The sequence below is a fragment of the Gordonia sp. SL306 genome (assembly GCF_026625785.1).
Lineage (GTDB): Bacteria > Actinomycetota > Actinomycetes > Mycobacteriales > Mycobacteriaceae > Gordonia.
In genome coordinates this window covers 1,387,889-1,405,460 of sequence record NZ_CP113063.1, presented here as the reverse complement: position 1 = coordinate 1,405,460, position 17,572 = coordinate 1,387,889, and the positions used below count along the sequence as shown (strand labels likewise).

15 protein-coding genes are annotated in these 17,572 nt (G+C 66.9%); 8 read left to right on the top strand and 7 right to left on the bottom strand.

Annotation, left to right across the window (positions count from 1 at the left end; genetic code table 11):
* Positions 1-198: 198 nt before the first annotated feature.
* Genes OVA31_RS06305 through OVA31_RS06290 form a run of 4 tightly spaced genes read left to right on the top strand, consistent with a single transcriptional unit; the run spans position 199 to position 6,920 of the window.
* Complete coding sequence (locus tag OVA31_RS06305) at positions 199-2,178, top strand: hypothetical protein (RefSeq protein WP_267630247.1); 1,980 nt, start codon at positions 199-201, stop codon at positions 2,176-2,178.
* A 7-nt stretch (positions 2,179-2,185) separates the two neighbouring features.
* Positions 2,186-3,709 (top strand): hypothetical protein, encoded by a 1,524-nt coding sequence (locus OVA31_RS06300; protein ID WP_267630246.1) that lies wholly within the window; start codon positions 2,186-2,188, stop codon positions 3,707-3,709.
* The gene (locus OVA31_RS06295; RefSeq protein WP_267630245.1) at positions 3,706-5,223 is read left to right on the top strand and encodes a glycosyltransferase; all 1,518 of its coding nucleotides are present in this window, start codon (positions 3,706-3,708) and stop codon (positions 5,221-5,223) included. The genes OVA31_RS06300 and OVA31_RS06295 overlap by 4 nt, the downstream gene beginning before the upstream one ends.
* The gene (locus OVA31_RS06290) at positions 5,220-6,920 is read left to right on the top strand and encodes an ArnT family glycosyltransferase (RefSeq protein WP_267630244.1); all 1,701 of its coding nucleotides are present in this window, start codon (positions 5,220-5,222) and stop codon (positions 6,918-6,920) included. The genes OVA31_RS06295 and OVA31_RS06290 overlap by 4 nt, the downstream gene beginning before the upstream one ends.
* On the opposite strand, the gene OVA31_RS06285 is transcribed toward OVA31_RS06290, so the two are convergent.
* Complete coding sequence (locus OVA31_RS06285) at positions 6,913-7,956, bottom strand: beta-mannosidase (RefSeq protein WP_267631425.1); 1,044 nt, start codon at positions 7,954-7,956, stop codon at positions 6,913-6,915. The genes OVA31_RS06290 and OVA31_RS06285 overlap by 8 nt on opposite strands.
* A gap of 120 nt (positions 7,957-8,076) precedes the next feature.
* On the opposite strand from OVA31_RS06285, the gene OVA31_RS06280 reads away from it, so the two are divergent.
* On the top strand, positions 8,077-8,601 hold the full coding sequence (locus tag OVA31_RS06280; protein WP_267630243.1) for a DUF2599 domain-containing protein: 525 nt from the start codon (positions 8,077-8,079) through the stop codon (positions 8,599-8,601).
* Between the two features lie 15 nt (positions 8,602-8,616).
* Here the strand turns inward: OVA31_RS06280 and OVA31_RS06275 are convergent, their stop codons facing one another.
* Genes OVA31_RS06275 through OVA31_RS06265 form a run of 3 tightly spaced genes read right to left on the bottom strand, consistent with a single transcriptional unit; the run spans position 8,617 to position 11,310 of the window.
* Positions 8,617-9,492: a metal ABC transporter permease gene (locus tag OVA31_RS06275; RefSeq protein WP_267630242.1), complete on the bottom strand. Its 876-nt coding sequence runs from the start codon at positions 9,490-9,492 to the stop codon at positions 8,617-8,619.
* A complete protein-coding gene (locus OVA31_RS06270; protein WP_267630241.1) occupies positions 9,489-10,379 on the bottom strand; it encodes a metal ABC transporter ATP-binding protein in 891 nt (296 codons plus the stop codon). Before OVA31_RS06270 ends, OVA31_RS06275 begins: the two co-directional genes overlap by 4 nt.
* A gap of 4 nt (positions 10,380-10,383) precedes the next feature.
* Entirely contained in the window at positions 10,384-11,310 is a 927-nt protein-coding gene (locus OVA31_RS06265; protein ID WP_267630240.1) for a metal ABC transporter solute-binding protein, Zn/Mn family, read from the bottom strand.
* Between the two features lie 245 nt (positions 11,311-11,555).
* Between OVA31_RS06265 and OVA31_RS06260 the strand changes: the two genes are divergently transcribed.
* Complete coding sequence (locus OVA31_RS06260) at positions 11,556-11,939, top strand: DUF5313 family protein (RefSeq protein WP_267630239.1); 384 nt, start codon at positions 11,556-11,558, stop codon at positions 11,937-11,939.
* Positions 11,940-11,956: 17 nt separating this feature from the next.
* Here OVA31_RS06260 and OVA31_RS06255 read toward each other — a convergent pair whose 3' ends face one another.
* From OVA31_RS06255 to OVA31_RS06245, 3 genes are all read right to left on the bottom strand, one after another.
* On the bottom strand, positions 11,957-12,559 hold the full coding sequence (locus OVA31_RS06255) for a TetR/AcrR family transcriptional regulator (protein WP_267630238.1): 603 nt from the start codon (positions 12,557-12,559) through the stop codon (positions 11,957-11,959).
* Between the two features lie 22 nt (positions 12,560-12,581).
* Positions 12,582-13,871 (bottom strand): cytochrome P450, encoded by a 1,290-nt coding sequence (locus OVA31_RS06250; RefSeq protein WP_267630237.1) that lies wholly within the window; start codon positions 13,869-13,871, stop codon positions 12,582-12,584.
* A 196-nt stretch (positions 13,872-14,067) separates the two neighbouring features.
* The gene (locus tag OVA31_RS06245; protein ID WP_267627959.1) at positions 14,068-15,276 is read right to left on the bottom strand and encodes an IS30 family transposase; all 1,209 of its coding nucleotides are present in this window, start codon (positions 15,274-15,276) and stop codon (positions 14,068-14,070) included.
* Positions 15,277-15,441: 165 nt separating this feature from the next.
* On the opposite strand from OVA31_RS06245, the gene mshA reads away from it, so the two are divergent.
* Both mshA and OVA31_RS06235 read left to right on the top strand, forming a co-directional pair.
* Complete coding sequence (gene mshA / locus OVA31_RS06240; protein WP_267630236.1) at positions 15,442-16,791, top strand: D-inositol-3-phosphate glycosyltransferase; 1,350 nt, start codon at positions 15,442-15,444, stop codon at positions 16,789-16,791.
* A gap of 4 nt (positions 16,792-16,795) precedes the next feature.
* The gene (locus OVA31_RS06235; RefSeq protein WP_267630235.1) at positions 16,796-17,407 is read left to right on the top strand and encodes a YbjN domain-containing protein; all 612 of its coding nucleotides are present in this window, start codon (positions 16,796-16,798) and stop codon (positions 17,405-17,407) included.
* Positions 17,408-17,572: the final 165 nt, after the last annotated feature.

The window sequence follows — 17,572 nt, the reverse complement described above, 5'->3', positions numbered from 1 at the left end:
CCATCGTTCCAGAAGTCGCCGCCCATCGGGAAACGGTTGTGACTCGAATCCACAACGACAATCGAGACGGGCGCAGACGAGAACGGGATTATCTCTGTCACATCCACGGCTGGTCGATTAGGTTCACTTCAGTAACACTGAGTATGTCTCGCCGAGGGCGCGGACGACCGCAGGGCGTACGCGCATTGAAGGGGTTCGATGGACATTCGGCAGAGGTCGCGGCGTCGTGCCGGCAAGGTTCCGGTCGTCATCGTCGCGGTGGTGGGGATGGTCGCCGCACTGTCCGGGCTGGCTGGAACCGCGACTGCCGCACCGGGGGATCCCCCGCCCGCGATGAGCTTGGCAGATCTGGGGTCGTCCTCGACGATCACCTTCCCGGGACAGCAGGGCGAGGTCAGTCTGACCCTGCCCGTCCCGAAGGACCTCACGCCGTCGGTACTGCGCGGGAACACCCAGCTGCCGGCGTTCGTCAAAGGCGGCAGCATCGATGTCCTGCAGGGTGATCGGCTGATCTCCCGGACGCCGATCAACCCGGCGCCCAACGCGCCGATCGAGCTGTCCCTTCGCGGTGTCCGCGTCGACAAGAACGCCGCCGACCTGGTCCTGCGCGGCTATCTGCAGATCGAGGGTTTCTGTCAGTTCGACCCTCAGCACGCGTTGCGCATCGTCAATGCCAGCGTCGCTTACACAGGGCGAGAGTCGATCCCGGACACCGTCGCCGAATTCCTGCCGCCGGTGCTGCGTGGACTGACGATCTACGTCCCTCAGGACGTGCAGCAGGCCGAGGGGGCCGCGGCGGTCAATCTCGCGACCGCTGTGGTGGCCAATTACGGGACGACGCCCGTGCCGATCAGCACGGTCGCGCTGCCCCGGGGCGCGACACCCCCGACGGCGCCGGGACCGTTGGAGCGACAGGTCGTGATCAGCACCGACGCGCCGCCCGGGCTGTCACTGCACGATAACCGTGGCACAAACTACCTCGAGATCGGCGGATCGGCCGACGAGTTGCTCGCGCAGACACAGTTCCTCACGTCCAGTCTCTCGCCGATCGCGTTGAGCTCGGCGGCGGTGGCCGGAACCCTGCACGGCGCACCGCAACTCCCGCCGGATGTGCAGACGCTCTCCGACATCGGGGTCACGGATCAGAGTGCCACGTCGGCATCATGGCCATCGGTCAGCGTGGGCATCGATCAGACCAGGCTGGGACGACCGTCCAAGAACATCCGGGTGCAGCTGGAGGGCTCCTACAGCCCGGGACCGCGCGACGCCAACGGGCTGATCTCGGTCAAGGTCGGGGACCGCGCGATCGCGACCCTGCAGAATGACGGCAGCGGAACCTTCAATTCGTGGGTCGACGTGCCCCAGGACGTCGTGACCCGCTACACCGAGCTCACCGTGACGCTCGAGCGCGGCGACCTCGGGGAGAGCTGCGGGACCGGTTACCGCAGCTCGCTGAGTCTGAGTTCCGCCGGTGAGATCCAGTCGGAGGAGGCCGATCCGCCGGTGCCGAGCGGGTTTCAGTCCCTGCCGCAGGCCCTGATGCCGCGCACCCAACTCGCGTGGTCCAAAGGCGACGTCGGCGACGTCTCCCGCGCCGTCTCCATCGCATCCGGTCTGCAGGCGATGTCCGCCGTGCCGTTCGGGGTCGACGTGGTGTCGATGGACACCGTCGGTTCCTCCGATCAGCCGGGGATCCTGATCTCCGCCGACGGGAAGGAGCTGCCGGATCTGGATCTGCCGTTGCAGTCCGACGGACGCACGTTGAAGGTCGTGTCGCAGGGCGACGATCCCCAGGAGTCCTCGGTCACGCTCAATCCGGGTGTCGACTACGGCGCGCTCGAGGTGACACGCAGCGGTGACCGGAGCCTTCTGGTCGCGACGTCCACCGACGACGCGAGCGACCTCGACGGCCTGCTGCGGTGGATGTCGACAGACAAGCGGTGGTCGTCGGTCAGCGGTGACGCGATCCTGCAGGTTCCCGGGCACGACCCGGTGGCGGTCGCTTCAGACGAGGTGAATGCGGCGGATACAGCGGCGTCCGACGACGAGGCGGCGTGGTTCACCATCACCGGGGTGATCGTGGGAGCGGCGCTACTCGTCGGGATCGTGATCGGCGGGACCGTGATCATGCGCAGACGGCGCGCGCGGGCGGCCCGGCCGCACCAGCCGGAACAGTAGGCAGCCCATGACCGTCGACACCGCACCGGCGCCCGCGGCGGGCGGTCCGGGACTCCGCGAGCGGATCGCGGAGAACGCGGCCGCGGTCGTGGCGGTCCGGTGGGTATTGATCGTGGTTGCCGCGGTCGTGGCGTTCTGGCACACCCTCGACGCGGTGTTCGAGGAGATGCGCGCGTACACGCTGATCACCTATTTGCCTGCCGTCGTGGTCCTCGTGGTGATCGCGGCGATCGGTGTGTCGTGGCGTCGCGGACCGGAATTGCCGATCCACGATCGCCAGACCGATGTCATTGTCGGCACGGTCATCCTCATCGTCGCGCTGACTCTTTCCCTCATGAACCTGAGGTACTCGCGCGCCTACCTCACGACACATGTGGATCTGTTGGGCCTGTGGATGTTCCTGCTGGGCAGTTCCTGCCTGATGTACGGTCTACGCCCCGTGGCCCGCTACCGCTGGGTGTGGTTCCTGCTGCTGATGATCTGGCCGGTTCCCTATCGGGTGGAAGTGCTGACCTTCGGCGGAGGACCGGTGGTCGCCGGAGCGATCATGGTCGCCTTCGGTGCGGCTGCGACGGCGGTCGCGACTGCGCGAACACCTCGGCGCGGCTTGTTCGGCGCCGCCATTGCCGCAGGCGTGGGTGCGGTGGCCCTGATCGGACTACGGCTCGTTTTCCCGAATGCGCCGATGATGGCGTATCAGACGGTCCCGGCGGTCGGTGCCGCGCTCGTCGCGAGCGCCTGGCTCTACGTGGATTACCGACGGCGACAAGGAGACTCGTGGAGTCCGCTCGGCCGTGCGATGTTACCGGTGTCTGTGCGGCGGGTCGGTCGTCCGGGATTTCTGGTCGTCGTGCTCGCAGTGGCGATGTTCTTCATCCCGATACCGTCTTTCGGGGAAACGCCCAACACTCACATCGCGGGCCTCGACACGAGACCGCCCGTGTTGGTGCCACCCGGATGGGTGGCGGGACAGGTGACCCGCTACGACTGGGTCACCAGCCTCTATGGTCCCGACGCCACGATGGCCGTGCAGAACATCTTCCAGTCGAAGGGCAGTCTCGAGTTCGACAAATTCGCCCGGCCTCGCAAGATCGCGGTGACGTCGATCGAAACGGTGGCACCGTTGAGCTTCGAGGTGTACCCGGTGATCTTCACCTACTACCTGATCGGTGACCGGTTCAGCTCGTCGGTGCCGGTATCGCTGCCGCATGGTGTCACGGGTTCGTTGCAGACGGTCGTCGACGACGAGAGTTACCTGACCTACAACCGGCTCTCGTGGAACTGGAACAACGGTGAGCGGACGCAGCGAGTCACCCTGGTCTCGGTGGACAACCATGATCCTGATGCACCTTTTCCGACTCCCGACATGACGATCGCCCGCAATCTGTCCACGTTCCTCACCGTGCTGCTTCGGGGAACCGCGGTCACCATCGACCTCGAACCGCAGTTCAAGGACAGGGATCTCCTCGTCGGTTACGCGGAGGATCTGATCAACGCGCAGGTGGACGCGACCGCAAAGGCCTCATCATGAACACGCGTGACGGCCGGACCATCGACGAACTGATGGCCGACGAGGACTATCGCCAAGCGGCGCTGTACGACGCCGTCGAGCGACTGCGAGACGAGGACGCTCAGATGAGCGCGTCGGTACCGTTCAGCCGCGGCCAGAAGATCATCGGGCTCGGCACCCTCGCGGCCATCGTGGTGTTGCTGGTGGTGTTCCCGATCGGGACGACGGCCGGCCTGGTGTCGATCGCGACCGTTGTCTACATCCTGGCCCTCGTCGATCGGGTCCTCATCTTCCGGCGTGGGCTCGTCAACGGCGCGATCGTGATCACCGACGAGCAGGCCCGTGCCATCGCCGACGACGACCTGCCGCCCTACACCGTGCTCGTGCCGGCCTACGGCGAACCGGAGGTGGTCGGCGACCTCATCGGCGCCATGGAGTCGCTCGAGTATCCACGCGACAAGCTTCAGGTCCTGCTGCTGCTCGAAGAGGACGACGAACCCACGATCGCCGCGGCCCGCGAGGTCGGCGACAACGACATGGTGACCGTGGTCCTCGTCCCACCGGCCCAGCCCAGGACCAAGCCGAAGGCCTGCAACTACGGCCTGCATTTCGCGACGGGTGACATCGTCACCATCTTCGACGCGGAGGACCTGCCGGACCCGCTGCAGCTGCGGCGGGCCGTCGCATCGTTCCGCGACTCCGACGACACGGTCGTCTGCGTGCAGGGCAAACTCAACTTCCACAACTCGCGCGACAACGTCCTCACCGAGTGGTTCACCGCCGACTACGGGATCTGGTTCAGTTATCTGTTGCCCGGTCTGATGGTGAGCCGGGCGCCGATCCCGTTGGGCGGCACCTCGAACCATTTCCTGCGCGCCGTCCTCGACGACATCGGTGCCTGGGATCCGTTCAACGTGACGGAGGACGCGGACCTCGGTGTGCGGATCGCCGGCCGCGGCTATCGCACGGCCGTGCTCGACTCGCTCACCCTGGAAGAGGCCAACGTCGATGCGATCAACTGGGTTCGCCAGCGGTCACGTTGGTACAAGGGCTACATGCAGACGTGGCTGGTGCACATGCGACGGCCCGTGGCCCTGTGGCGCATCCTGGGACCGGTCGCGTGGTATCGATTCACCCTGCTGATCGCGGGCACCCCGGTGATCGCGTGCATGAACATGGTGTTCTGGCTGATCATGGTGATCTGGCTCGCCGGACAGCCGAAGGTGTTCGCGGACATCTTCCCCGGGCCGATCTACTACCTCTCGCTCGTCTCGCTGATCTTCGGCAACGGGGCGGCCATCTACATGAATCTCGTCTCGATCCGCGAGGACGGCCGTAGCAAGCTGATCTGGTCGGCCCTGATGGTGCCGGCCTACTGGGTGTTGATGAGTATCGCGGCCATCAAGGGCATGTGGCAGATGCTCTTCAATCCGTCGTACTGGGAGAAGACCTTTCACGGCCTGTCGAGCAGTTCTGACGATGCCGCGGATTCCGGCGATTCCGTTCCGTCCGGCGCCGAGGGTGCGTCGTCATGAGTCGCAGGCAGATCATCGCGTTGTTCGCGATCGTGTGGGTCGTCTATCTCGTGGTGGGTCTCTATCTGGCCACCGACGTTCGGCTCTATGCAGGCGACTCGCTCTCACGCGTGCAGGCGGCGCAGAGCGTGTTGTTCAGCCGGAACCCGCACGTCTCGGCGATCGGCTTCATCTTCACTCCGCTGACGGCGCTCGTGCAGTTGCCGTTGACCGCTTTGACGCCGATCTTCCCCGGTATGACCACGTCGGCGATCTCCGCGGCGATCATGTCGTCGGGGTTCATGGCCGGCTCGGTGATCCAGTTGTCGGGGATCGCGCGTGATCGTGGCGTCTCGAAGCGGATCGTGATCCCGGTGACCATCTGCTACGCGGCCAATCCGATGATCGTGTTCTACGCGGCGAACGGCATGAGTGAGGCCCCGTACCTGTTCTTCCTCGCGTGGGCCGGCCGACGCGGCATGCGGTGGATCGACACCGACGACGTCCACGAACTCGTCACCGCCGGCATGGCTCTCGGCTTCGCCTACCTGACCCGGTACGACGGTGCCGCGGCGGCGCTGGCAGCGGGCATCGTGGTCTTCATCGTCACCTATCGACGTGCCGATCGGGACAATCGGCTCTCCCGGGCGATCCTCGACATGGGACTCGTTGCCCTCCCGAGCGCGGTCGCCTTCGTGGTGTGGGCCATCACGAGTTGGCTGATCACCGGTGACCTCTTCGCGCAGCTGAGCTCGCAATACGGCAACACGGCCATCCTGGAGCAGTCCGGCGGCGGCGGCACGGGAGGGCCGTTCCAGGCGCTGAGTTTCTCGATCGTGGAGGTCCTCATCCTGGCGCCGCTGTTCCCTCTGCTACTCACGATCGTCTTGAACGTGAGACGCCGGTGGGGACGAATGGGTCCCGTGCTCGCGCCACTTCCGCTGATCGGTTCCGTGCTCTTCTTCCAGATCTTCAGCTACGTACGGGGCTCCACGTTCGGCTTCCTACGCTTCTACATCACTGTGATCCTCTTGGCGACGATCGTCGCTTTCATCGCGGTTCCGGCGCGCCGAGCGACTCCGGCCCGCAGACTGGGGACCTACGCGCGACTGCCGGACCTGGTCGCGGCCCGGACCAGAGGGCATTTCCTGCTCGGTGCGGCGGCAGTCGTCACGATGGTGGTGGCGGTACCGGTGACCGCGTGGGGGATGACCTCGAAGAAGTACGCACCCCAGGAATACGCTCTGACGCAGGTGGTGGCGCCGAATCCGGATGCGGTGGACCAGAAGGCTCTCGACGCCCAGCGCAGCGTGCGCTCCTTCTCCACCGAGCGCGCACTTGCCCAATACCTCGATCGGCTCCATCTTCCCGATGGCAGTGTGCTCTGCGACACCGTCTATGGCTTCGCCGTCATCGCGCAGTCCGAACGTCCCAAACAGTTCGTGATCCCGTCCGATCAGGACTTCTCCGCCATCCTCAACGATCCTGTCGCACATGGGGTTGCGCTGATGTTGTCGGTGCCGCCCACTGGGCGCGGGGCATCGGACGCCCTGAACATCCGGTATCCGACGCTCTATGAGAACGGCGCGGGCATCGGAGTGCTCGTGCTGGAGGCGCGCAATCAAGGTGCAGATCTGCCGGATTGGCGAATCTATCGGGTTACGCCTGCCGCCCAGCTGACCGAGACCGAGATCGACCCCGCGGACACCGTCAACTGACCGTGTCCGCCACGACCTGCCAGGCGGGATCGTCGGGACCGATGTCATAGGTACATTCGCGCGGTCGCGGATCCGGTACGAATGCCCAGAACAGACCGCCTGCGGTGCCCGCCGACCGTTGTTGGGTGAGTTTGTCGCGGAACTGGTCGGCGCGGGTGGAGGCCGGCAGGCAGCTACCCGCTTTGATGCCGATCTCGTTGACCACGATGGGTTTGCGCAATGTCCGGGCCTGCCGGATCCGGGTCGGGAGGTCGCTACCCGCCGGGCCGTAATCGGTCGGTCCGCCCCCGTAATCGTGGAAGTCGAGTACGTCAATCTGGGACGACGCGCCGACCCGGGCGTAATCGGCGCCCTTGAGTCCGCATTGATCACCGCCGATGAAGCCGGAGAAGACCGGGCGCTTCGGGTCGACGGCGCGTAGTTTCGCACCGGCCTCGTCGAAAAATCGCCGTAGGACATCGGCGCCGTCGTCGGGACATTCGCGGGCCTGCCAATCGCATCCGCTCGCGGTGCAGACGCCGGCCTCGGGCTCGCCGACGAGTTCCCAGCCCGCCACGATCGGCTGATTCTTCCAGCGAGACACGGCGGTGGTGAGCCAGTCGGCGAAAGTCATCCCGCCGAGGGCTTTCCGGGTCTGCCAGCCGTCCGCGTACCAGCCGCGGTCCTTGAACTTGCCGTCCTCGCAGGCGCCCGAACTCCCGGTCAGTACCGGTAGCACCATCTGCCGGTGGCGCGTCGCCGCGGCGAACACCGCGTCGAGCGGACCGTAGTTCAGCAGGCCGGATTTCTTGTCCACGACGAACATCGAGAACAGGCTGATCCGGGTCAACGCGTGCGGCGGGAGCCGGGCGAAGTAGTCGTCGAGATTCACCTGCGCCCCGCAGCCGCGGTTGACCGACCAGTCGGTGCCGAGTTGATAGGCGTTGAAACCGGTTGGCCACCAGGGGCGGCCGTCGAGAAGTAGTCCGTTGTCGGTGGTGGCAACGCGACCGCTGAAGTCGTGTCCCGCCGACGAAACGGTGGGCGAGTCGGACATCGACTGGGCACACCCGGTCGCGACGACGCACGCCACGAGCACGGTGGCGCACAGTCGGGGAACCGCTCGAAGCCATCCCACAGCCGGAGACTACCGCGTTGTCGCCGCTAGGGTTCGGGTATGGATGTCGACCTCATTCGCCCCACTCGCCGCATCCGCAGCATCGTCGGGATCGTCTCCGCTGTCGTGGCTGTCGCAGTCGTCTTGTCCGGATGCACATCGTCCGACGACGATTCGAGGGATTCGGCGTCCGCTGCGGTGCCCTCCGCAGCGCCGACGCCGCCCGTGACCACACCGCAGGCCTCCGGTGGGGCCGTGAGCCCGACACCGACGTACAACCCGCCCTACGTCGACCATGTCGAGTGGGTGCAGACGGCGGTCGGGCCGAGCCTGCAGGTGCACCCCACGACGTCGGGCAGGCGCACCGACGATCCGCGCGGTGCCGATGTCGCCTGGCACGAGGTCCTCACGCAGGCGCCGGATGCCGACACGCCGGGGATGCGGGCCCAGTTCGATTGCCATTGGCAGTTCGCACGGCTGGTCGAGCCGAACAAGCCCAGCTGGAACCTCGAGCCGTCGAGACCCGTGGTGACCGATCAGGTGATGATCGAGACCCGATGCAATCCGGGTGGCCCGGAGGAGTGAGGCCTGCGGTCGAGATCAGCGGGTCGCGAAATGCCGTCGGTGTCCGGCCCACCGGCAGACGACGTAGATCACGAACGAGATCGTGGTCACGAACACCGAGACCGGTAGACCCGGCGCCAGCGACAGGATCAGCCCGCCCACGGCGGCGACCTCCGCGAACACCACCGACAGCACGAGCACCGTCGTCGGATTCGCGGTGAGGCGCGCCGCGGCCGCGGCCGGAGTGATCAGCAATGACATCACCAGCAGCGCACCGATGATCTGGACGCCCTGGGCACACGCGAGACCCATCAACACGGCGAACACCACCGACAGGGTCCGGATGGGAACGCCATGGGCGCGGGCCACCCTCGGGTCGAGTGACGCGAACAGCAGGGGGCGATAGATCACCGCCATGCCGATGACGACCACGACGGTGGTGATCGCGACCGCGGTGAGCCCGCCGGTGCCCACGCTCACCACCTGTCCGGTCAGCATCGCGAAACCTGTTCGTGCGCTGCCGTAGAGCGACAGGAACAGCACACCCAGGCCGAGGCCGAAGGCCATCACCACGCCGATCACCGAATCACGTTCGCGCGCGCGGTTACCCATGTAGCCGAAGACCGCGGCCACGACGACCGCACCGATCACCCCGCCGACGTTGATGCTGATGCCGAGCAGCAGGGCGGCCGAGGCGCCGGTCACCGACAGCTCGCTGATGCCGTGGACCGCGAACGACATCTGCCGGGCCACGATGAGTGGGCCGAGGATGCCGCCGAGCAGGCCGAGGAGCGCGACCGCGATGAGCGATTGCTGGACGAAGCCACGCCCGAGAAGTTCGGCGGTCTCGCTGAAATCCCAGAGTCTGCTGATCTGTATCTCCGCGGCCGCCTGAGGGATTGCGACGGTCATGTGAGGCCGGACCGCCCGCCGTCGTCGTCCGGCTGGGTGGCGGCGCTCGCCGGCTCGGGCCGATGCTCGCAGTGGTGGGCGTCCTCGCCGCCGATCACCAGCAGTCGTCCGTTGACCCGCAGAACCTCGACGTCACTGCCGTAGAGGTTCGAGAGCGTCTCGGTGGTCATCACCTCGTCGGGCGTGCCGATCCGGAAATGCCCGCCGACCAGGTACAGCACCCGATCGACGTAGGGCAGGATCGGGTTGATCTCGTGGGTCACGAACACGACCGCGGTATCGGCGTTGCGTCGTCGTTCGTCGATGAGCTCGACGACGAGCTGCTGATTGGTCGGGTCCAGGCTCGACAGTGGTTCGTCGCACAACAGCAAGGTCGGGTCACCGGTGAGCGACTGGGCCACCCGCAGACGTTGTTGCTCGCCACCGGAGAGCAGCCCCATCGGGGCGTCGGCGTAGGCGGTCGCCCCGACCTCGGCGAGTGCGGCGTCCACGAGCCGCTTGCGACGCGACCGGCCACGCAGCCCGATGCCCCACCGGCCGCCGTCCACGCCGAAGCCGACGAGGTCGCGGCCGCGCATGGCCATCGGATCAGCGTCGTCGGCGTGCTGCTGCGGGATGTAACCGATGGCGTCGGTGACGTCGAGCCGGCCGGCGTCGAGGGGATACTGGCCGAGCAGACAGCGCAGGAAGGAGGTCTTGCCGGAACCGTTCGGACCGAGCACCGCGATGAACTCGCCGCGCGAGATGCGCAGATTCAGGTCGTCCCAGAGCACCCGCGAGCCGAAGGCGAGTCGGCCGTGCTCGAAGGTGGCGACCGTGTCCGGGTGCGGCCCGATGGCGGTCGTCGGCGTGGCCGCCGGGTCGGTCCTGTGGTCGGGATCAGCCATGATGTCAGTGTGCGGCATGCTCACCCAGTGCGGCACTCAACGCCTGGATCTGGCGGGACTGCCACGTGATGTAGTCGGTGACGCCGTCGGGCAGGGTCTCGGTGAACTTGACCACCGGAACCCCGGCCTTCTGGGCGGTCTGCAGCACGCTTTCGGTGACCGAATCAACCGCCTGGGTGTTGTAGACGAGCGCGCCGACGGTGCGTGAGGTGAGGAGATCCTCCATCGCGGCCCGGTCGGCGGCCGACGGAGATTGGCCCTCTTCGACCGACTGGGCGAATCCGGCGGGCGCTGCGTCGACCAGCCCCGCCTCGTCGAGCAGATAACCCGCCAGCGGCTCGGTCTGCGCGACCTTCGTCCCGTCGTGAGCCGCCTTGATGGCGGCCAGTTGTCCTCGCAGACCGGTGATCTTCTCGTTGAAGGCCGTCGCGTTGGTCCGGAATGTGTCGGCGTTGCCGGGATCCTTGGCCGCGAGTGCGTCCCCGACCTCGGTCGCCACCTGCCCGGCGACCGCCAGGTCGTAGAAGACGTGCTCGTTCATGTCGGAGTGGTCGTGGCCGTCACCCTCGTGGCTCTCGCCGGCCAGGATGTCGTAGGCGTTGATCGCGGTCGCGTCCGAACCCTTGACGGCATCTTCCATGTAGGCGTCGTAGTGGCCGCCGTTCAGCACGACGACGCCGGCGTCGGTGACCTCGGCGGTGTCGGCTGCCGACGGCTCGAACTCGTGCGGATCGCCCTCGGAGTTGGTGTAGAGCGAGGTGACGGTGGCCTTGTCGCCTGCCACCGCCGAAGCGACGGAACTCCACACATTTGTCGAGGTGACCACCGTCGGTGTGCCGGACGGGTTGCCGTCGTCGGTGCCCGAGCACCCGGTCAGGGCCAGGGCCCCGGCTCCGAGCAGGGCCGCGGTCGCGGCCAGTGTTCGCCTCATCGTGTTCTCCGCCTCACGCAAATGACAATCGTTACCGAAAGCAGTGTAGGTGAGCTCCGGGCTCGTCGGCGAATCGGGCCGCTGTGCAGTGGGTCGGCGCAGTGAGTCGCCATCAATTCAATCGTGTACTATCGATTTCTGGCCCCAGGGGAAGCGTGGTGACTACGCTCGGGCCGCGGGGTACCAGGAGCGAGGAGCTGAGACATGGGCCGGCGTATCAGCGCGATGCGACGTGGCGGTGCCGGATGACCGAGCAACGCACGACTCCGACGGCCCTGCAGTATGTGCGCTACGCGTACGGCGCGAAACTTCCACCGTCGATGACCGACTGGGTCACCCGCGATCTCGCGGGTCCCGGCGCCACGGTCCGGATGGTCGTGCGGTGGGCGATCCCCTGTCTGCTGCTGATCACCCCGATGATGTTCGTGCCGGCGGATCTGATGGTGCGGCTGAACATGACGATCCCGATCATCATCCCGTACATCTTCTTCTCGATCGCGCTCAACCGCGTGTACCGGCGGCACCGGCTGAGTCAGCACGGTCTCGATCCGGATCTCGTCAACAAGCTCGAGCGGGATCGCAACGCCGACCTCTATGACGAGTACCGGAGGAAGTACCGCGGCCGGTGACGCCTCGGTCGGTCGGGTCAGTCGACGGGACCTCGCGCTCCGGCTGTCACGACCGGAACGACGAAGCGCTGCAGCAGCTCTCGCTCGTATGATGCGGTCTCGCCGGGGCTCGTCAACAGCGAGACGATGACGCGCACCACCCACCGTGCGCGGTCGCGTTGTTCGGTCGGCCCGGTGCTCGGCGCGATGTCGCCGAGGAACCCCACCGCGATCTCCTCGATCGCGGGCGAGAGCAGCGCCAGGTTCGCCGACCGGCCGGCGGCATCCGAGACGAACCATGCCGACAGTGCGGGGTTCGACCGCACTCCGGCGACGGCGGTGGTCACCGCGGCGACCAGTCGGGCACCCGGATCGGACTCGTGCCGGGTGGCTGCGCCGACCGCTGCCCCCAGCTCGGCCGCGGTCCGATCGACATAGGCCGCAAGGACTTCCGACTTGCCGGGGTAGTAGCGGTACAACGTGGCACGCGAGCATCCGGCGGCCGAGGCGATGTCGCGCATGGTCACCGCGGACACCCCCTTCTCGACGAACATCCGCTCGGCGATGTCGAGGATGCGCTGTGCGGCGAGCACGGCCCGTTCCGGCGCGAGCCAGTCGGCGGTCGCCGGGGTATCAGACATGGGGGTGCCAGACATGGGGGTGTCAGACATGGAACGGCACGAAGGTTGGTCGTCGAACGTAATTGCCCTCGGCCCATTCGATCCCGGCGACGTCGACCGTGAACTCGGGATGGCGGGCGAGCAGCTCGGTCAGCGCGACACGTCCCTGCATCCGTGCCGCCGCGGCGCCGAGGCAGTGATGGTTGCCGTGACTGAAGGTGAGGATGTTGCGGGGTCGACGGGTGACGTCGAGGACGTCGGCGTCGGGCCCGTACACCTCGGGATCGCGGTTGGCCGACCCGTAGCAGAGCAGCACCTTGCGATCCGCGGGGATCGTGACGGCGCCGTCGGTCGCCTGGGGCGGCAGATGACCGACCCGCTGCACGTCGGGCGCCGGATACGAGACGTCGCGGGTCGTGGTGCGCGCCAATCCCTGTGCGGGCGAGGTGAGGCGGAGGAACTCATCGATGGCCCCGGGGATCAGGTCCGGATCCTCGACGAGCCGTCGTCGTTGATCGGGGTGTTGGTGCAGCAGCGCGACGCTGCCGCCGAGCAGGCCGGTCGTCGTGTCGTTGCCGCCGGCCACCATGGTGAAGGTGAACGCCAGGATCGAGAGCAGGCCCCCGGGATCGTCTGGGTCGTCGGCGAGGCCGGCGGCGACGAGCTGGGAGACCGTGTCCTCGGCGGGGTGGCGCTTACGGTGGTCGACGAGTTCGGTGAAGTACGAGAGCATCTCCATCGTCGCCGCACCCGCCGATTCGCCGGCGGCCGCCATCCCCCCGATGCCCGATGCGGCACCGACGATAGCCTGCGTCCATCCGTCGAAGCGGGACCAATCCTCCTCGGGCACACCGAGATAGTGGGCGACCACCATGCTCGGCAGTGGTTTGAAGAGCTCGCCGACGATGTCGGCGGGACCATCGGTGGGTAGTCGGTCGAGGCGCTCGGTGACGAACTCGCGGACCTTCGGCTCCACCTCGATGACCTGCCGAGGGGTGAAGCCGCGCGCGACCAGCTTGCGGAACTCGGTGTGCGACGGCGGATCCTGCATGACCATCGGAGGATGGTCGGCCATGCCGATGGCGTCGAGCTCGCCATAGGTGACCGTGAGTCCCTGTGCGGAGGAGAAGGTCGACGTGTCGTTCGCCGCGGCCATGACGTCGGCGTGGCGGGTCAGGACCCAGAAGTCGCCCGCGGCGCCGTTGTCGGCGTCGGCGGCCACGCGGTGCACCGGCGACCGTTCCCGGAGTGCTGCGTACATCGGATGCGGATCCGCCCACGAGGGCCCCGACCGTAAGACGTACTCCGCGCGCTCAGACACTTCGGTTGACATGATTCGATGATGAGACACTGTGAATAAAGTGTCAACCACCCTTCGCCGAGCGGGCACAGAATCTCGCCGATCGGGCACAGAATCTCGCCGAGCGTGCGCAGAATCTCGCCGAGCGTGCGCACCCGTGGCGGAGTGCGCACGCTCGACGGGGAACTGCGCACGCTCGGCGGGCGGATTCCAGCGGTCGTCGCAACACCTATGGCTGGTTGTGGGAGGCTAGCAGGTCGGTGAAGGCTTCGGCTGGGGTGCGAAATCCCAGGGCTGCGCGTGGCCGGTTGTTGAGTGCGGTCGCGATCTGGTTGAGGTGGTCGCTGCTGTGGACGGACAGGTCGGTCCCTTTCGGGAAGTACTGCCGGAGAAGGCCGTTGGTGTTCTCATTGGTGCCACGCTGCCACGGCGAGTGCGGGTCACAGAACCACACTTGCAGATTGTGATCGACCGCGATGTTGGTGTGTACGCCACGCATCTCTGACCCCTGATCCCAGGTGATCGACCGCCGCAGATGGGCGGGTAGATCACCGATCCCGATGGCCAGTGCGGTGCGCAGGTCCTGCCCGGTCCGAGTCGTGGGCAGGTGGAGCAGGATCGTGAATCGGGTAGTGCGCTCGACCAGGGTGCCGATCTGCGAGTGCCCCTCGCGGCCCAGAATGCAATCACCTTCCCAGTCGCCAGGAACCGCCCGATCCTCGACCGCGGCCGGGCGGTTAGCGATCAGCAACTCCCGCGGCACGATGGTCGACCCCGTCCGGGCCGTCCGCGGCTTACGCACGCTACGCCCCGACCTCAATGATGCTGTGACCTGCTGTTTCATCTCACCGCGAGGAAAAACGAACAACGTTCGATAGATCGCCTCAGGACTGATACGCATCCTCACATCATCCGCGAACTCCGTTACCAGCCGAGCACTGATCTGTGCCGGGGACCAATGCTCGAGGCCACTGAGCTTGTCCCAGACATAGGCGCGCAGCACATCGTTGGACTCGAGCTTGCGCAGCTTAGGTCTGGCCCGTCGATGCTGCGCTCGCCGCTGGGCATAGCCCGCGGCGTAGGTGCGATGCTGCGGCCGATTCCGCCGTAACTCGCGGCTGATCGTCGACGGAGCCCGCGCCAGATCACGCGCGATCTGGCGCACCGAAAGTCCCACAGCGTTCTTATTCGCAATCAGGTCACGCTCATCAGCCGACAGATACCGCGACTGCGGCCCCGACCCATGCTCATCACACGCGGCCGGCCTGCTCACAGTAGGAATCACCCCACCATGCTTGGCCATCAACTTATGCCCCAACCGCACCGAGATCCCCGCGTGTCGCGCCGCGGCCGCCGTGCTCATCCCACCCGCCCGCCCCTGCCAGAACTCCCACACCGGCAACGCCGGCATCGACTGCCCACGCTTCAACCGCCCCATCACAACTCCCTTCACTCAGGGTGTTGCGACGATCCCTTGAGGCCATCGCGGGGAACTGCGCACGCTCGGCGGAGAACTGCGCCCGATCGGCGCGTGGAGGGGTGCGCTCGGGACGTCGACGCGGCCGGGCCGAGTGGCTGCGTCGACTTTCTCTAAGGTGGAGGAATGACCAGCCCCCCGTTGCCGAGGCGCGTCGCACTCATCTCGGTGCATACGTCACCACTGGCGCAGCCGGGTACCGGCGACGCCGGGGGGATGAACGTCTACGTCTGGCAGACCGCGACGCGGATGGCCCGTCGCGGGGTCGAGGTCGAGATCTTCACCCGCGCGACGTCGTCGTCGGACGCACCGAGCGTGCACGCCGCACCCGGTGTGATCGTCCGCAACGTCGTGGCCGGACCGTTCGAAGGTCTCGACAAACGTGATCTGCCTGCTCAGCTCTGTGCGTTCACCGCAGGCGTCCTGCGCGCCGAGGCGATGCAGAAGCCCGGCTACTACGACCTGATCCACTCGCACTACTGGCTGTCCGGCCAGGTCGGCTGGCTCGCGCGGGATCGCTGGGGAGTGCCGTTGGTGCACACCGCGCACACGCTGGCAGCGGTCAAGAACGCGTCGCTGGCGAAGGGCGACACGGCCGAACCCATGCTGCGGGTGATCGGCGAGCAGCAGGTGGTCGACGAGGCCGATCGCATGGTGGTGAACACCCAGACCGAGGCGACCGAGCTGGTGTCGATGTACAACGCCGACCGCTCGCGGATCGACGTGGTGACACCCGGCGCGGATCTCGATGTCTACTCGCCGGGGCCGCGTGCTCTGGCGCGGGCCGAACTGGGTCTCCGCGACGACGAGACGGTGTTGACCTTCGTCGGGCGGATTCAGCCACTCAAGGCTCCCGACGTTCTGTTGGCGGCCGCCGCACCGATCATTGAGCGGTCGCGCAGGCAGGGGCGCCCGGTCCGGGTCCTCATCGTCGGCGGGCCGTCGGGGACCGGCCTCGCGCAACCCACCGCCCTCATCGATCTGGCCGCCGACCTGGGTATCGCCGACTCCGTCACCTTCCTCCCGCCCCAATCCGCGGATCGGCTCGCTCAGGTGTACCGCGCCTCGGATCTGGTTGCCGTGCCGAGCTACTCGGAGAGCTTCGGGCTGGTCGCCATCGAGGCGCAGGCCTGTGGCACCCCGGTGGTGGCCGCCGACGTCGGCGGTCTGAGCGTGGCCGTGGCGGACGGCCGGACCGGTGTGTTGGTCGACGGGCACGACGTCGAGGACTGGTCGCACGCGATCGGGGGGCTGCTGGCCGATCCCGACCGCCTGGCGTCGATGCGGCAGAACACCCGCGCGCACGCCGAGCAGTTCTCGTGGGAGCACACCTCGACCCAGCTGCTCTCCAGTTATTCGGCCGCGATGCAGTCGTTCGCCGCGCGGAACCCGGCCGCCGCCGGCGCGGCCACCGTGCGGCGCGGTTCCCGGCGCTGGCGCAGGCGCCGGTCCAAGATGAGTGTGGGACAAGGATGATCGAGTGAATCAGGCCGAGATCGTCGAACTGCTCGAAGCCGCGCTGACCGAACGGGAGATCTCGTTCAGTCGCAAGGATGCCGGCGGCGCCCAGGCCGATCACCTCGTGCTGGAACTGCCGGGCGAGCGGAAGCTGACGACCACCGTTCTCCTCACCGCGGGCCCGCACGGCGTCCGCGTGGAGGCGTTCGTGTGCCGGCGTCCGGACGAGAACCACGAGGGCGTCTATCGCTACCTGCTTCGACGCAACCGTCGGCTGTACGGGGTCGCGTACACGATCGACAACACCGGCGACATCTACCTGGTCGGCCGCATCTCGGGAGATGCCCTGAGCGCCGACGAACTCGACCGGGTGCTCGGCCAGGTCCTCGAGGCCGCCGACGGCGACTTCAACACGCTTCTGGAGATCGGATTCCTCGCCTCGATCCAACGCGAATGGGCGTGGCGGGTGTCGCGTGGCGAGTCCCTGCGCAATCTGCTCGCGTTCGAGCATCTGATCGACAAGGAGTCACTGCCCGAACCCGGTGAACCGCTGCCGGACCGCTACGTTCCGGGCGTGACGTCGGTGGACGCGGTGGGGGAACGGTCCGGCGATTCGGCCGATGACCTGGACTGATCACGGCGCTGGCCGCTCGACCGAACGTGTGGGCGCTGTCACAGTGATAGGGGTCTTCTCGTAGAGTTGTGCCTGCGCAAGACCGGATCACCGTATGCGGATGAATCGGACGATGCGGACATTGCGTTCGGGCGGAACTCGACAACGAGTATTGCTACGATTGCG

Bases quoted from the DNA above. Each gene is read 5' to 3' on its own strand.
- OVA31_RS06305 (WP_267630247.1), top strand. From the start codon at position 199: ATGGACATTCGGCAGAGGTCGCGGCGTCGTGCCGGCAAGGTTCCGGTC.
- OVA31_RS06300 (WP_267630246.1), top strand. From the start codon at position 2,186: ATGACCGTCGACACCGCACCGGCGCCCGCGGCGGGCGGTCCGGGACTC.
- OVA31_RS06295 (WP_267630245.1), top strand. From the start codon at position 3,706: ATGAACACGCGTGACGGCCGGACCATCGACGAACTGATGGCCGACGAG.
- OVA31_RS06290 (WP_267630244.1), top strand. From the start codon at position 5,220: ATGAGTCGCAGGCAGATCATCGCGTTGTTCGCGATCGTGTGGGTCGTC.
- OVA31_RS06285 (WP_267631425.1), bottom strand. From the start codon at position 7,956: ATGTCCGACTCGCCCACCGTTTCGTCGGCGGGACACGACTTCAGCGGT.
- OVA31_RS06280 (WP_267630243.1), top strand. From the start codon at position 8,077: ATGGATGTCGACCTCATTCGCCCCACTCGCCGCATCCGCAGCATCGTC.
- OVA31_RS06275 (WP_267630242.1), bottom strand. From the start codon at position 9,492: ATGACCGTCGCAATCCCTCAGGCGGCCGCGGAGATACAGATCAGCAGA.
- OVA31_RS06270 (WP_267630241.1), bottom strand. From the start codon at position 10,379: ATGGCTGATCCCGACCACAGGACCGACCCGGCGGCCACGCCGACGACC.
- OVA31_RS06265 (WP_267630240.1), bottom strand. From the start codon at position 11,310: ATGAGGCGAACACTGGCCGCGACCGCGGCCCTGCTCGGAGCCGGGGCC.
- OVA31_RS06260 (WP_267630239.1), top strand. From the start codon at position 11,556: ATGACCGAGCAACGCACGACTCCGACGGCCCTGCAGTATGTGCGCTAC.
- OVA31_RS06255 (WP_267630238.1), bottom strand. From the start codon at position 12,559: ATGTCTGATACCCCGGCGACCGCCGACTGGCTCGCGCCGGAACGGGCC.
- OVA31_RS06250 (WP_267630237.1), bottom strand. From the start codon at position 13,871: ATGTCAACCGAAGTGTCTGAGCGCGCGGAGTACGTCTTACGGTCGGGG.
- OVA31_RS06245 (WP_267627959.1), bottom strand. From the start codon at position 15,276: ATGGGGCGGTTGAAGCGTGGGCAGTCGATGCCGGCGTTGCCGGTGTGG.
- mshA (WP_267630236.1), top strand. From the start codon at position 15,442: ATGACCAGCCCCCCGTTGCCGAGGCGCGTCGCACTCATCTCGGTGCAT.